The 13,739-nt window shown below is 69.7% G+C and carries 15 protein-coding genes; 2 read left to right on the top strand and 13 right to left on the bottom strand.

Annotated features, from left to right (window positions below):
• The first annotated feature begins 10 nt into the window (after positions 1-10).
• The gene (gene mmsB / locus AC5Y7V_RS06355; RefSeq protein ID WP_499879188.1) at positions 11-895 is read left to right on the top strand and encodes a 3-hydroxyisobutyrate dehydrogenase; all 885 of its coding nucleotides are present in this window, start codon (positions 11-13) and stop codon (positions 893-895) included.
• A 1-nt stretch (position 896) separates the two neighbouring features.
• Here mmsB and AC5Y7V_RS06350 read toward each other — a convergent pair whose 3' ends face one another.
• The 11 genes from AC5Y7V_RS06350 to secY form a co-directional block, all read right to left on the bottom strand.
• Positions 897-1,445: a TIGR03086 family metal-binding protein gene (locus AC5Y7V_RS06350; RefSeq protein ID WP_499879187.1), complete on the bottom strand. Its 549-nt coding sequence runs from the start codon at positions 1,443-1,445 to the stop codon at positions 897-899.
• Between the two features lie 24 nt (positions 1,446-1,469).
• Positions 1,470-1,973, bottom strand: a complete 504-nt coding sequence (locus AC5Y7V_RS06345) for a MarR family winged helix-turn-helix transcriptional regulator (RefSeq protein ID WP_499879186.1) — start codon at positions 1,971-1,973, stop codon at positions 1,470-1,472.
• A gap of 8 nt (positions 1,974-1,981) precedes the next feature.
• Positions 1,982-3,043 (bottom strand): pyridoxal phosphate-dependent aminotransferase, encoded by a 1,062-nt coding sequence (locus AC5Y7V_RS06340; RefSeq protein WP_499879185.1) that lies wholly within the window; start codon positions 3,041-3,043, stop codon positions 1,982-1,984.
• Positions 3,043-4,062 carry a 3-oxoacyl-ACP synthase III family protein gene (locus AC5Y7V_RS06335; protein WP_499879184.1) on the bottom strand — a complete coding sequence of 340 codons (1,020 nt, stop codon included), beginning with the start codon at positions 4,060-4,062 and terminating at the stop codon, positions 3,043-3,045. Before AC5Y7V_RS06335 ends, AC5Y7V_RS06340 begins: the two co-directional genes overlap by 1 nt.
• Before the next feature lie 7 nt (positions 4,063-4,069).
• On the bottom strand, positions 4,070-4,717 hold the full coding sequence (locus tag AC5Y7V_RS06330; protein ID WP_499879183.1) for an SRPBCC family protein: 648 nt from the start codon (positions 4,715-4,717) through the stop codon (positions 4,070-4,072).
• Positions 4,698-6,416: a thiamine pyrophosphate-binding protein gene (locus AC5Y7V_RS06325; protein ID WP_499879182.1), complete on the bottom strand. Its 1,719-nt coding sequence runs from the start codon at positions 6,414-6,416 to the stop codon at positions 4,698-4,700. The genes AC5Y7V_RS06330 and AC5Y7V_RS06325 overlap by 20 nt, the downstream gene beginning before the upstream one ends.
• Positions 6,417-6,475: 59 nt before the next feature.
• Positions 6,476-7,252, bottom strand: a complete 777-nt coding sequence (locus tag AC5Y7V_RS06320; RefSeq protein ID WP_499879181.1) for an anti-sigma factor family protein — start codon at positions 7,250-7,252, stop codon at positions 6,476-6,478.
• A 46-nt stretch (positions 7,253-7,298) separates the two neighbouring features.
• On the bottom strand, positions 7,299-7,844 hold the full coding sequence (locus AC5Y7V_RS06315; RefSeq protein WP_499879180.1) for a sigma-70 family RNA polymerase sigma factor: 546 nt from the start codon (positions 7,842-7,844) through the stop codon (positions 7,299-7,301).
• Positions 7,845-7,947: 103 nt separating this feature from the next.
• A complete protein-coding gene (map, locus tag AC5Y7V_RS06310) occupies positions 7,948-8,748 on the bottom strand; it encodes a type I methionyl aminopeptidase (protein WP_499879179.1) in 801 nt (266 codons plus the stop codon).
• Positions 8,749-8,750: 2 nt separating this feature from the next.
• Complete coding sequence (locus AC5Y7V_RS06305; protein WP_499879178.1) at positions 8,751-9,296, bottom strand: adenylate kinase; 546 nt, start codon at positions 9,294-9,296, stop codon at positions 8,751-8,753.
• A complete protein-coding gene (gene secY, locus AC5Y7V_RS06300) occupies positions 9,293-10,618 on the bottom strand; it encodes a preprotein translocase subunit SecY (protein WP_499879177.1) in 1,326 nt (441 codons plus the stop codon). The genes AC5Y7V_RS06305 and secY overlap by 4 nt, the downstream gene beginning before the upstream one ends.
• A 203-nt stretch (positions 10,619-10,821) precedes the next feature.
• Between secY and AC5Y7V_RS06295 the strand changes: the two genes are divergently transcribed.
• Positions 10,822-11,727, top strand: coding sequence for a class I SAM-dependent methyltransferase (locus AC5Y7V_RS06295; RefSeq protein WP_499879176.1), 906 nt, complete (start codon positions 10,822-10,824; stop codon positions 11,725-11,727).
• An 11-nt stretch (positions 11,728-11,738) separates the two neighbouring features.
• Here AC5Y7V_RS06295 and AC5Y7V_RS06290 read toward each other — a convergent pair whose 3' ends face one another.
• Both AC5Y7V_RS06290 and AC5Y7V_RS06285 read right to left on the bottom strand, forming a co-directional pair.
• Positions 11,739-12,404: a GNAT family N-acetyltransferase gene (locus AC5Y7V_RS06290; RefSeq protein WP_499879175.1), complete on the bottom strand. Its 666-nt coding sequence runs from the start codon at positions 12,402-12,404 to the stop codon at positions 11,739-11,741.
• The gene (locus tag AC5Y7V_RS06285) at positions 12,401-13,738 is read right to left on the bottom strand and encodes a xylulokinase (RefSeq protein ID WP_499879174.1); all 1,338 of its coding nucleotides are present in this window, start codon (positions 13,736-13,738) and stop codon (positions 12,401-12,403) included. Before AC5Y7V_RS06285 ends, AC5Y7V_RS06290 begins: the two co-directional genes overlap by 4 nt.
• Between the last annotated feature and the right edge of the window lies 1 nt (position 13,739).

Raw genomic sequence — 13,739 nt, 5'->3', positions numbered from 1 at the left:
AGGTCTTCAGATGACCGAGCACCTGACGGTGGCCTTCCTGGGGCTGGGCCACATGGGCCTGCCCATGGCGACGAATCTCGTTGCGGCCAAGCACGCGGTGCGCGGATTCGATCCCGTGCCGGCGGCGTTGTCCGCGGCGGTCGAGGCCGGCGTGACCGGCTTCGACAGCGCCGCCGAAGCGGTCGACGGGGCCGACGTGGTCATCACCATGCTGCCCAACGGCGACATCGTCAAGCGCTGCTACGCCGACATCCTGCCCGCCGCGCGGGCGGGCGCGCTGTTCATCGACAGCTCCACCATCTCGGTCAGCGACGCGCGCGAGGTGCACGCGCTGGCCGAGGGGCACGGCGTCGCGCAGCTGGACGCGCCGGTCTCCGGCGGGGTGAAGGGCGCGGTCGCGGGGACGCTGGCGTTCATGGTCGGCGGCGACGAGGCCGCGGTGCAGCGCGCCCGTATCGTCCTGGAACCCATGGCGGGCAAGGTCATTCACTGCGGCGCCGCCGGCGCCGGCCAGGCCGCCAAGGTGTGCAACAACATGGTGCTGGCGGTGCAGCAGATCGCGGTCGGTGAGGCGTTCGTGCTGGCCGAGAAGCTCGGGCTGTCCGCGCAATCGCTGTTCGACGTCATCACCGGCGCGACGGGCAATTGCTGGGCGGTGCACACCAATTGCCCGGTGCCGGGCCCGGTTCCGACCTCGCCGGCCAACAACGACTTCAAGCCCGGTTTCGCGACCGCGCTGATGAACAAGGACCTGGGCCTGGCGATGGACGCGGTCACCTCGACCGGTTCGGCCGCGCCGCTGGGCACCCACGCCGCCGAGATCTACGCCAAATTCGCGGCCGACCACGCCGACAAGGACTTCAGCGCCGTCATCGAGATGCTGCGCAGCAGCTGAGTCACTGCGCCTTTCGCCCGAGGAACGCGGCCAGCTGATCGGCCGGGGGGCTCTCGGCCGAGCACGGCTGTTCCGGACCGAACGGTTTGTCCGGGCCGCGGAACTCGGGGCCCACGAACGCGCGCACGGCGGCGAGCTGCTCGGCCGCCAGCTCGGGATCCAAATCGGTGGACTGGCCGGTGGCGGCCGCGAGATCCCATGCGTGGGTCAGCACGTCGCTGGTGCGCATCCCGATGAATATTTGTCCGGGGACCTCCCCGAACGGCAGCTTGAACATCGTGGACATCCCGTCCGGTCGGGCGAAGACCTCCTGCGCGGCCGCGGCGGCGGCCCGGTGCGCCGCGCGGATGTCGTCGGGCCGGGCGGCCGGCTTGTCGGTGCTGCCCGCCCAGATCGCGACGCGCTCGTTGCCGCCGATGACGTGCTCGATCAGGTCACGAATCGTCCACTCGGAGCACGGCGTTGGGCCGCGATACCGATCCGGACTGACTTTGGCGAGGACGCCGGCGAACGCTTCCTGAGCGCGCTGATGAGCAACTAGTGGGTCCACGGTCCCGCCTTCCTCTCGCTTCAGTCAGAAGTCGCCCGCATTGCGGCGCAACGTTTCGATGGACGACACCAGCGCCGCGGACTCGGCGGCGTCCATACCGATGTCGGCGAACACCTGCTCGTTGAGCGTGACGGTCGCGTCCTCGACGGTGGAGCGGCCGAGGTCGGTGATGGCCACCAGCGTCGTGCGCCCGTCGGTGGGGTGCGGCACCCGGCGTACCAGCCCGTCGGCCTCCAGCCGGCGGATGGCGTGGGTCACGCTGGTGACGTGCACCTGCAGGCGATCAGACGCCTTGGTGATCGGCAGCGCACCGGTGCGGCTGAACGCCAGCAGCCGCAGCAATTCGTAGCGGGAAAAGCTCAGGTCATACGGGCGCAGCGCGGTCTCGACGCGGGCCAGCATGATCTGGTGGGCGCGCATCACGGAGGTGACGGCGACCATGCCCTCCGACACGTCACCCCACCCGGCGCGCTCCCAGTTGGCCCGTGCCGCGGCGATGGGATCGCGTTTCGAGCTCGATGCGGCCACGCCCTTTCTTACCGCATCTGGGACCGAATCGGGACCTTTCCTATGGCCGCCAGCACCGCCAGGGTCGACGCGCGGTTGCCCACGGTGATCCTGGCGCCGCCGTCCGGGTAGTGGCGCACGTGCAGCCCGCTGTCCGCGAACACCTCTTGCCATGACGGACCCCGCCCGCCCCTCAAGGGCAGGTACATGAAGTTCGCATGGGCATCGGTGGTGTAGACGTCCAACGCGCTCAGCCGCATCCGCAGATAGCGGCGTTCGGCGTTGATCGACTGGATGCGTTGCTGCAGTTGCTCTTCGGCTTCGTAAGACGCCGCCACCGCGAGCAGGCTGGTGAGCGCGATGCCGAACGGCAACTGCTGGGACCACAGGGTGGCGGCCAGCTCCGGCGACGCCAGCCCGTAGCCGATGCGCAGCCCGGCCAGCCCGTAGGCCTTGGAGAACGTCCGCAGCACCACGACGTTGCCGAAACCCGCGAGCAGCGCCGCGACGTCGATGCGATGCTCGGGCGCGGCGAACTCGATGTAGGCCTCGTCGAGCAGCACGACGGTGTCGGCAGGCACCCGGCGCAGGAACCGCACCACGTCGTTTGCGCCCTCGAGCGTGCCGGTCGGGTTGTGCGGGCGGCAGATCACCACCACCCGGGCCTCCGCCGCGGCGTCGGCCAGCCCGTCGAGGTCGTTGTGGCCGTCCGTGTCGAGGGGAACGAGCAGCGGGTTGAGCCGCGACATCCGCGCGATGATCGGATACCCGTCGAACGTCGGCGACGCCATCGCCACGGTGTCACCCGGGGCGGTCAGCGCGTGCAACGCCTGCAACGCCACGCCCGTCGCGCCGGCACCCAGCACCACCTGCTCGGCGGGCAGGCCGACGTGGCCGCCGATCAGGCCCCGCAGCCGTTCGGGCAGGAACTCCGGATAGCGGTTGACCGCGTAGATGGAGCGGATCAGCGCCGAGCGCACCGCCGGCAACGGCGGGAACGGATTCTCGTTGAGCGACAACGCAAGCGGGTCGATCGCGGTGGGAAAGGCCTCGTCGATGTCGTCGGCGAACGGGCTGCGGACGGGTTGCATCAGCCCCGCCCGCCCCAGCGCACCGCCGCGGCGCCGGCGAAGTCACCGGCGTGGGCGAAGGCCGCCATCATGACCACGTCGCCCGCCTTGACCTGACCGTCGGATATCGCGTGGTCGAGGTTGACCGGGATCCCGGCGCCGAACAGGTTGCCGCACTGCTCGAAGGTGTCGCGATGGCGTTCGGGGGGCAGCTCGAGGGCCTCGCGCCAGTTGCGCAGGAACGCCCGGTTGGGCTGGTTGGTCACCAGCAGGTCGATGTCTTTGGCGGACAGCCCGATTCGGTCGCAGACCGCCAGCGCCACTTCGGGCACCTGCCGGTTGCCGCGGGCCAGCACCTTGGTGATCTTGCTTTCGGTGAAACCGATCGAGCCCTCGCCGGGTCCCGCCTGCCACCACTTGCGGGGCGGGTCGAAGGACAGCGTCATCTCGCCGGCGTATTCGCCGTAGGTGCGGCACTCCACATCGAGGATCGGGGATTGATCGCCGACGGTGACCAGGGCCGCCGCGGCCCCGTCGCCGGGCACCGCCGACTGCGCCTTGCGGCGGATCGTCGGCTGATCGAAGAACTGGCCGGCGGCGTTCTGCGCGATCGCGATTAGCGCGGTGTGCCCCTCGCCCGAGGCCAGCAGCTTGCGGGCCACGTTGAGCGCCAACACGAATGCGGCGCATCCGCCGTTGTTCAGGTCGAGCACCCACGACGGTCGCATGCCCAGCCGGTGCGCGATGCCGCCGCCCTGCCCGTAGAACGCCATGTCCGGCACCTGCGTGTGGGTGATCAGCACGTCGGCGCCCTCGACGGCGTCGTGGCCGTGCCGCTCGACCAGGCCGGCCACCGCCCGCTCGATCATGTCGATCGAGCTTTCCTCCGGCGCGACGTGGTGGCGAAACTTAGGGGCCCGGAACATGAGATTGTCGCGCAGGTCGTCGGATTCGGCGAATTGCGCGTAGTACTCGGCGGGGATCGGCTCGCCCGGCAGATAGGTGGAGACGTCGATCAGGCTCACGCTCGGCTTGCTCATGGCCAACTCATCTCATCCATTTGGGGGTCACCGGCAGCCCGTTGCGGTGGCGGTACTCGGCGATGGCCTTGAGGTTCTTCAGCTCCAGCAGGTGGCCGGCGCCGAACATGTCCCAGAAGTCGCCGACCCACACCGGCCGCTGCGGCGGCGCCGTCTCCGGGTACGGGTTTTCGTCGTAGAACGGGTGATGGCAATTCGTCCACAGCACAACGGAACCCGGCTTGTCGAGGACCGTCTGCGCGTCGACGACGCGCATCAGGTAGATCATCCACAGGTGCTTGCCCTGGTCCCACGCGCAGTGGTAGTCCACGGTGCGGGCCTGCGGGTTGGCGACGGTCCGCGTGTAGATCTCGGTCTCCGAGCCCAGCCGGTCGTGGGCCAGCCACAGACCGGGTTCGTCCGTCGGGGTGAAGCCGCGCAGGCTGTAGGTCCACTCCTCGAGGCTGCGGGTGTCGGACATGTACTCGTACAACTCGTCGGGCGGGCAGTCGACGTAATCGTTGACGGTGCAGTACTCCCCGAAGACCTGGTCGTGCGGGTAGACCGACCGCATCATGTCCATGATGATCGGGGTGGCCTTTTCCCTTGGACTGGTTTCGATTCGGGTCACACCGTCCAGCGGCGTCGGGATGTCCTCAAGCGCTGGCAGCGACATCGATCCGGTTCTCCTTTGCGAGTTGAGTGAGAAATGGTCCGAATGGCGGCATCTCGTCGGCGGCGCATTCGACGCTGACGACGGAGGGCCCGTCGGTGGCGAGCACCGCGCGCATCCAGGCGGCCAGGTGATCGATGTCGTCGACGTCGACGGACGTCAGCCCCGGGAACATCGCGGCCAGCCCGGCGCCCAGCCGGCTGGCCCGGAACCGGTTGTAGCTGTAGAGGTCGTCGTAGAAGAGCTGCTCGCGGGTCACGCACATGGCGTGGGCGTTGTTGTTGAAGACCACGAACGTCACCGGCAGCCGGTAGTGCACCGCGGTGTGCACCTCCATGCCGTGCATGAAAAACGCGCCGTCCCCGGCGATCACCACGGTGCGCCCGGGGGGCCGCCCGCTGTTCGCGCGACCGAAGGCCATCCCGATACCGGCGCCGAAGCTGTAGCCCATGCCGCCCATGCCCAGCGCGACCGCGAACCTGCCGTCCCGGCGGGCCGGCAGGTAGTGGATCGCCGCGGCGCCGGTGTTGCCGGCGTCCACGACGATGTCCGCGCCGTCGGGCAGGCAGCCGTCCAGCACGGCCATCGCGTCGCGATAACGCACCCCGGGCCCGTCGCACGGCGGCGGGGACAATTCGGTGCGCCGCACCGCGTCGGGCACCCGCACCTTGGCCGGCCGTCCCGGCCCGGACAACGCCTGGGTCAGCATGCGCAGCGAGCCGCGCAGGTCGTCGGTGTGCACGTGCGTGCACGGCACGTACGGCGGCGCCGAGCCGATCGAGACGGTCGGCACCGCCGCCAGGGCGTCGTCGAGCCCGGTGCGCGCGGTGACCGACAGGCGCGTGCCGACCACCAGGCACACGGCGCTGTCGGCCACCGCTTCAACCACACCGGGGTGGCCCATCACACCGGTCACCCCGAGCGCGGACGACGACCCGAGACCCGGTGTGCCGGCGACGTCCTTGGCGTCGGGCACGGTCGCCACCCGCGCCCGCAACACCGCGCGCAGGGCCTCGAGCTCGGCGCGGGCGTTGTCGCGGGCGACCTGCTCGCCGACGATGATGGTGACCGGGCCGTTCGCGTCGCGTAACGGTCCGACGATCGGATGCGGGTTGCCGATGGGACGCAGGTCGTCGGTGGGCCACCCGTTGTGCCCGCAAATCACGCTGCCCTGCTGAATGTCCTTGGGCAGCAACAGCACCGCTGGGCCGCCGGTGCGCGCGGCGGCGATCGCCCGCGACAGGGCCGGCCCGGCGTCGGCGGGGCGCAGCACCCGCTCGCACGACACCGACACCGCGGAAAACAGCGCCTGCGCGTTCAGTGAGCCGTTCTCGCCGCTGGTGTCCTGAAAGCTGCCCCGGCCGTCCATGGTGGTTGGGGTTTGGCCGACCAGGGCCAGCACCGGAACCCGGCTTGTCAGCGACTCACCAAGGGCCGCAATGAGATTCAGCGCCCCGCCGCCCGACGTCGCCGCGACCACGCCCAGCCCGGAGCCCAGCCCGGCGCCGCTGCGGCTGTACCCGTCAGCCATGGCGGCGGCGGAGAATTCGTGCTTCGCCAGCACGGCGGTGATGTCGGTCCGGAAGTGCGCGGCGTCGTAGAGGTCCTCGATGTTGGCGCCGTCGACACCGAAGATGTGGTCGACGCCGGCCGAGGCGAGCCGCTCGACGATGTGGTCGACCACTCGCTGCTTCCTGGGCATGCCTGTAACACGACGCGCGGTGAACTTGAGTTCACCGCGCGCCTTGTTTTACCGGGGCTTTACAGCGAACGCTGCAGCAGAACCTGCCCGCTGTCAGCGGAAACCACTTGCACGGCGGCGATCTGGTCGACCGGCGTCGAGATGCTGGCCGCCGGCGTCGCGGTGTGACCGGGCTCGGCCACCCACGTCGCCAACCGGGTTTGGCTGCCGTCGCGACCCACCACGACCATCGCCAGCGTGTCGTGGTGCGCGTTAAGCGGAGCCAGGCAGACACACTTCAGATTGATCGACGTCCCCCAGTGCTGGCTGGACAGCTGCACCGTGGAGGCCAACAGGGTGGTGCCGATCTGCGACATCGGCTGCGAGGACGCGGCCACCTGCTGCGCGGGCGCCGAGTTCCCCTGCACCCCGACCAGCACGCCGATCCCCAGCACCGCGGCCGCGGCGGACGATGCCACCCACGTCGTGACCCGGGTGCGGCGCCGTCGCCAGCGCACCGTTGCCAGCAACGAGGGCAACAACTCCGGCGAGATCTCCGGCGCCGCCGTCGCCGTGCGCCCGGGCTCGTCCATCGCGGCCACCTGGTCGCGGTCGAGCTGGGAGAGCAGGGCCGGCACGCCGCTCAGATCGGCGACGGCCTCCCGGCATGCCGGGCAGCCGGCCATGTGCGCCTCGAACTCACGTCGGTCGGAGGCCGACAGCGACCCCAACACGTATGCGGCATCCCACATCGCGTAGCGGTCGTCGTCTTGCGCGGCCAAACCGAACACCTCTTTGTCAAAGTGGTTGTCACCCGGCGGGCCGATGCCACGTAGCGGCGTCCTCATCTCGTCCATCTCCTGTCACCCATCAAGTATTCGGAGCCGATGACCGTCTGGATGGTCATCGCGTGACTCCAAGTTCCTGCAGAGTGAGCCGCAATGCCCGCACGGCATAGTGTAATCGCGACTTCACTGTTCCTTCAGCGATCTCCAGGTCCGCAGCAATCTGCGCGGTCGTCCAACCGCGGTAGTAGGACCGGTCGATCACCGCCCGGTGCTCGGCGGACAGCTGCGTCATGGCCTCGGCTATCAGCAGCCGGTCCAGCGCCGCGTTCACCTCGTCGGGCGTCGATTGTTCGGGCGCCCCCGATTCGTCCAGCGAACCGACGACGTTGCGGTACCTGGCGCTGCGTCGGTCGTCGATGATCATGTTGCGGGCGACGGTGAACAACCATGCCCGCGCCGATCTCTCGGTGTCGCCGATGACCTCCGGATGCTGCCAGGCCCGCAACAGCGTCTCCTGGACAACGTCCTCGGCCTGGCTGGCGTCCCCCGTCAACCGGAGCGCATAGCGCCACAAGACCGCGGCGTGTTCGTCGTAGAGCGCCTTCATCAGAGCGGCCTCGGCTGCCCCGGACGCCCCCCGAGTGCCGGCCACACGAGCCACTCGATCACCTCCTGCCCTCTGAAACGAGTGGAGCAGGCGTTTAGTTCAGGCCGCCCGGCGACGATGCGGCCGGCGGCACGCGGCCGAGGAGAAGCCGGGCCATTCAACCGAGCGTCAGGATGCGCGGCCCGGTTTCGGTCACCGCGACGGTGTGCTCCCAATGCGCCGCGCGCGACCCGTCGGAGGTCGTGACGGTCCATTCGTCGTCGAGCACCCTGGTTTTGCTGGTTCCCAGCGTCAGCATGGGCTCGATGGCCAGCACCGAGCCCGGGGCCAGCAGCGGCCCCCGCCCCGGCGAGCCCTCGTTGGGCAGGAACGGGTCCATGTGCATTTGCCGGCCGATGCCGTGGCCCCCGTAGCCCTCCACGATCCCGAACGCGAGCCCGTAGCGGGCGGCGGCGGCGCGCGTGCCCATTTCGATGGCGTGCGCCACGTCGGTCAGCCGGTTGCCGACGACCATCGCCGAGATGCCGGCCTGCAGCGACTCCCTGGTCGCGTCGCACAGCGCCTCGTCGGCCGCGTCCAGCGCGCCGACCCCGAACGTGATGGCGGCGTCGCCGTGCCAGCCGTCCAGCACCGCGCCGCAGTCGATGGACACCAGGTCACCGGGGGCCAGGATCTCCGCGGCGGACGGGATGCCGTGCACCACCCGGTCATTGACCGACGCGCAGATCGACGCCGGGTAGCCGTGATAGCCCAGGAACGACGGGACCGCCCCGGCCTCGCGGATCACCGACTCGGCGATTTCGTCCAGGCTCAGGGTCGACGCCCCCGCGACCGCGGCAGCATGGACCGCGTGCAGCGCGTTGGCCACCACGGCGCCGGCCGCCGCCATCGCGTCGAGCTCACCGGGGCTGCGCTGCGGCACGACCCTGCGACTCCGCAGCCGCGCCAGCGCGCTCATGACTACTTGCCCAGCGCTTGCAGCGCGCGGGCGAACACCTCGTCCACCGTGCCGACGGCGTCGACCGTCTTCAGTTCGTCGCTGTAGTACTCCAGCAGCGGCGCGGTCTCGTCGCGGTAGACCTTCATGCGGTTGAGGATGACGTCGTCGGTGTCGTCGGCCCGGCCGCGGCCCTTGAGCCGCGCCAGCAGCTCGTCCTGCGAGACCCGGAACTCGACCACCGCGTCGATGTCGCACCCGCGGCGCTCGAGCATCTCGTGCAGCGCCTTGGCCTGCTCGAGCGAGCGCGGGTAGCCGTCCAGGATGAAGCCGTTGGCGCAGTCCGCGTCGTCGAGCCGGTCGTCGACGAGCTGGTTGGTCAGCTCGGAGGGCACCAGGTCACCGGCGTCCAGGTAGCGCTTGGCCTCCACTCCGAGTTTGGTCCCGTTTTCGATGTTGTTCCGGAAGAGCTCCCCGGTGGAGATTTGCGGGATGCCAAGCTTTTCGGCGAGCTTTTCGGCCTGCGTCCCCTTGCCCGCCCCGGGCGGTCCGAGCAAAACCACTCTCACTTGAGGAACCCTTCGTAGTTGCGCTGCATGAGTTGGCTCTCGATTTGCTTGACCGTATCCAAACCGACACCAATCATGATCAAAACCGCCGTACCGCCAAACGGCAAATTTTGAACCGCTCCGCCATTGCCGATCTGCAGGAACAGATTGGGCAACACGGAAATCGCACCCAGGTAGATCGAGCCCGGCAGCGTGATCCTGCTCAGCACGTAACGCAGATAATCCGCGGTCGGCTTGCCCGGCCGGATGCCGGGAATGAAGCCGCCGAACTTCTTCATCTCGTCGGCACGCTCGTCGGGGTTGAACGTGATCGACACGTAGAAGTACGTGAAGAAGATGATCAGGCCGAAGTAGATGCTGATGTAGACCGGGTCGCTCGGGTCCGACAGATAACTGCCGACGAACTTGTCCCACCAACTGTTGCCCACGCCGCCGCTGCCGCTGCGGACCAGCTGGGTGATCAGGTGCGGAATGTAGATCAGCGACGACGCGAAAATGACCGGGATGACGCCGGCCTGGTTGACCTTCAGCGGCAAATACGTCGACGTTCCGCCGTACATGCGCCGGCCCACCATGCGCTTGGCGTACTGCACCGGGATCCGGCGCTGGCCCTGCTCGACGAAGACCACGCCGACGATGATGAGCAGCGCGGCGCCGCAGACGGCCGCGAAGATGATCCCGCCGCGGCTGTCCAGGATGGACTTGCCCTCGGCCGGGATGCGCGCCGCGATGCCGACGAAGATCAGCAGCGACATGCCGTTGCCGATCCCGCGTTCGGTGACCAGCTCGCCCATCCACATCACCAGGGCCGCCCCGGCCGTCATCACCAGCACGATGACGACCAGCGTGAAGATCTTCTGGTCGGCGATGATGTCCAGCGAGCAGCCCTGCAGCAGCCCGCCGTTGGCCGCCAGCGCCACGATGCTGGTGGCCTGCAGGACGGCCAGCGCGATGGCCAGATAGCGGGTGTACTGGGTCATCTTCGCCTGGCCGGACTGGCCCTCTTTGCGCAATTCCTCGAAGCGGGGGATGACCACGGTCAGCAGCTGCACGATGATGCTCGCCGTGATGTAGGGCATCACGCCCACGGCGAACACCGTGAGCTTGAGCAGCGCGCCGCCGGAGAACAGGTTGATCAGCGAGTAGATCTGCCCGGCCTCGCCGCCGCTCGCCTCCTTGATGCACTGCTGCACGTTCGGGTAGTTCACACCCGGAGAGGGCAATGCGGCGCCGACCCGATAGAGAAGGACGATGCCAAGCGTGAAGAGGATCTTCCGTCTCAGGTCGACTGTCCGCAGCGATGAGATGAAAGCCGAAAGCACTCTTCCTCCTGCGTCCTGCGTCTCGCGCCTAACACCCGCAGGCCAGGACGTACGGCGCCGCGCGTCAAACCGTGTACGAGACTAACAGTTGAATGGGGCAGGTCCTTTCAACACCCTTTGCCACCCTTTGCCACCCGTTGCCGTCAGCCGCGAGGCGTAGAGTTTCGGTGGCTCATTGCATTGGCTAAATAAATGGGAGCACCATGACGCGAACCGATCAGGACAGCTGGGATTTGGCCTCGAGCGTCGGCGCGACGGCGACGATGGTCGCCGCGGCCCGCGCGCTGGCCAGCACGGAGCCCGACGCGATCATCGACGACCCCTTCGCGGCGCCGCTGGTGCGCGCGGTCGGCCTCGACTTCTTCGTCCGCCTGATCGACGGCGAGGTCGCCCCGGGCGCGGACGACGGCGGCGAACGGGACCTGCAACTTGAGACCGACTCGATGGCGGTGCGCACGCGGTTCTTCGACGATTTCTTCCTCAACGCCGCCCGCGACGGCATCCGCCAGTCGGTGATCCTGGCCGCCGGCCTCGACGTGCGCGCCTACCGGTTGGCCTGGCCGCCCGGCAGCGTGGTCTACGAGGTCGACCAGCCCAAGGTCGTCGAGTTCAAGACCGCCGCAATGGCCAACCTGGGGGCCGCCCCGACCGCAGACCGGCGCACCGTCGCCGTCGATCTGCGAGACAATTGGCCGGAAGCGTTGCGCCGCAGCGGGTTTGATCCGTCGCAGCCCACGTCCTGGAGCGCCGAAGGCTTGCTGATGTACCTTCCGCCCGACGCCCAGGACCGGCTCTTCGACAACGTCACCGAGCTCAGCGCGCCCGGCAGCAAGCTGGCCACCGAATACCACGGCGACACCGGCCGCACGATGTCGCAACGCGCGCAGCAATTCAACGAGCGGTGGGCCAATCTGGGCTGCGACATCGACCTGTCCGGGCTGTTCTTCGACGGCGAGCGCAGCAACGTCGTCGACTACCTGGCCGGCAAGGGCTGGCAGGTAGGCACCCGGCCACGGCGGGAGTTCTTCGCCGACTACGGCCGCGTCTTCCCCGACGACGAGGAATCGCAGCTGCGAAACATCATCGCCGTCACCGCCACGCTGACTTAACCCTGACGGCGCTAGCTGGGCCTGGCCGGCGGCGTCCGGACCACCAGCGGCACGGCGGGGAAGCACCACGCCAGCTCCGTGCGCGACTTGCGCAGCGCGGCGGTGCCGTAACCCTTCTTGCGGTGCTCGGGGTGAATCCAGATCCGCACGTTCACCTCGCCGCCGAGCAGCTCGCCGAACACCATCCCGACCTTCTCGCCCGAGTCGACCGCCACGAACCACGCGGCCTCCTCGTCGCCGACGCGGCCCAGCGCCGCACGGATCTCGTCGTCGAGGTTGCCCGCCGGCCCGCCGGACCCGTCGCCCGCGGCGCCGACGTCCTCGGTGCGGGCGGCGAAGATGTCGCGGTCGGCGGCGGCGGAGAACGGCCGAAGTTCGAGGGTCTCCCCCGAACTCGCGGGCCGCTCCCCCAGGGTGAAGCTCAGCTGCTTGTTGAGGTCTTCCAACTCGGCCAGGATCTTTCGGCGCGAGTCGATGGTGAGCTGCGCGAACGACATCCCCATCACCGCCTCGGCGGCCAGGTGGGACGTGTCGAGCAGGCGGACGATCGCCTCCACCGCCGCCGTCTTGTCCTCGGACTCCACCACGACGTCGGCGATTTCGTGCCGACGTTCGAGGGCTTTCAACAGGGCGTCGGCGATCTCCCGACGGGCGGCTTTGCGGTCTTGGTCAGTCATCGCACCAGCCTAGACAGTTCCAGGAACCGGCGATAGCGGTCCTCGACCGCGCTCGCCCAGGCGGGATCGGGCTCGACGACGCGTTCGGTGCGGGCCCACCGGCCCGCGTCGGTGATCGAGGTCTCCAGGCCGGCCGCCATCCGGCCCAGGAAGGCGGCGCCCAGCGCCGCGCCCTCGGCCACGGCGGACACCTCCACCGGCCGGCCGGTGGCGTCGGCGATGGCCTGCATCCACGGCCCGACCCGCGTGCCGCCGCCGGAGGCCACGATGCGCGCCACCGGCGCCCCGCCCAGCTCGATGAGCTGACGCACGACGAAGCCCGCCGCCTCGTAGGCGGCCCGCCGCACCGCGGCCGGGTCGTGGGTGAGGTCGAGGGCGTCGAGCACGGCCCGGCGATCCGGGTCGTGGAACGGCGTGCGCTCCCCGCGGATGTAGGGCGACCACACCGGCACGCGGCGCGGGTCGGCGGTGCCCGGATCGCCCGGGCCGAGCAGCCGCTCCACCCAGCCGAGGAACAGGCCGCCCGCGTTGCTGGCGCCGCCGATCTGGCTCTTGCCCGGGGCGGTGTGCGGGATGGTCCACAGGCCGGGCACCTGCCGCGCCTCGGCGATCGTGTTCCACACGATCAGGGTGGTGCCGCACAGCACGAGCACGTCGCCGTCGCGGTCGGCGCCGGCCACGATCTGTTCGCACAGGGCGTCGATCGCCCCGATCGCCAGCACGGCGCCCGAACCGGGAAGCTGCCCCGCGGCCGTGCCGATCGTCTCCACCCGGGGCATCTGCTCGACGGACGCGCCGCAGTCAGCGCACGCCGCCGGGTCCCAGCCGGTCCCGTCGAACAGCGGGAAGGCGGTGGCGGCAGTCGCGACGTCCATCACCGCCTCGCCCGCCAGCGCGTGGTTGGCCACCGCGGGCGCGGGCCAGTACCCGGCCGCGCCGGGCGCCTGGGCCGTCGTCCAGCGCAGGAATTCGGCGGCCTCGCCCAGCGCCGGAAGCGGCTTGTCGTCGGAGCCCGGGACCCGGCCCCTGGCGTCGCCGTACAGCAGCCCGGGGGTCAGCGGCCTGCCCGCGGCGTCGACGGCGGTCAGCGACGGCACCATCGCCGACACGGCCACCGCGTGGACGTCGGGTCCGGGGGCAAGGCGCTCCAGCGCCGCCACCGGCCCCCGCCGCCACGCCTCGTCGGCGTCGTGCTCGAGCCGATCGGGCGCCGGCACCCGCAGCTGGTGCGGAATGCGCACCCGCGCGGTCACCCGGCCGTCCGCGTCGGCGGCCACCGCCTTGACCGCGGTGCTGCCGACATCGACGCCGATTGTGACGCCATCACGTGACACG

This window comes from Mycobacterium sp. NGS34, assembly GCF_059812845.1.
Note: the sequence above shows the minus strand (reverse complement) of the source record. Positions and strands in the feature narration are given on the sequence as shown.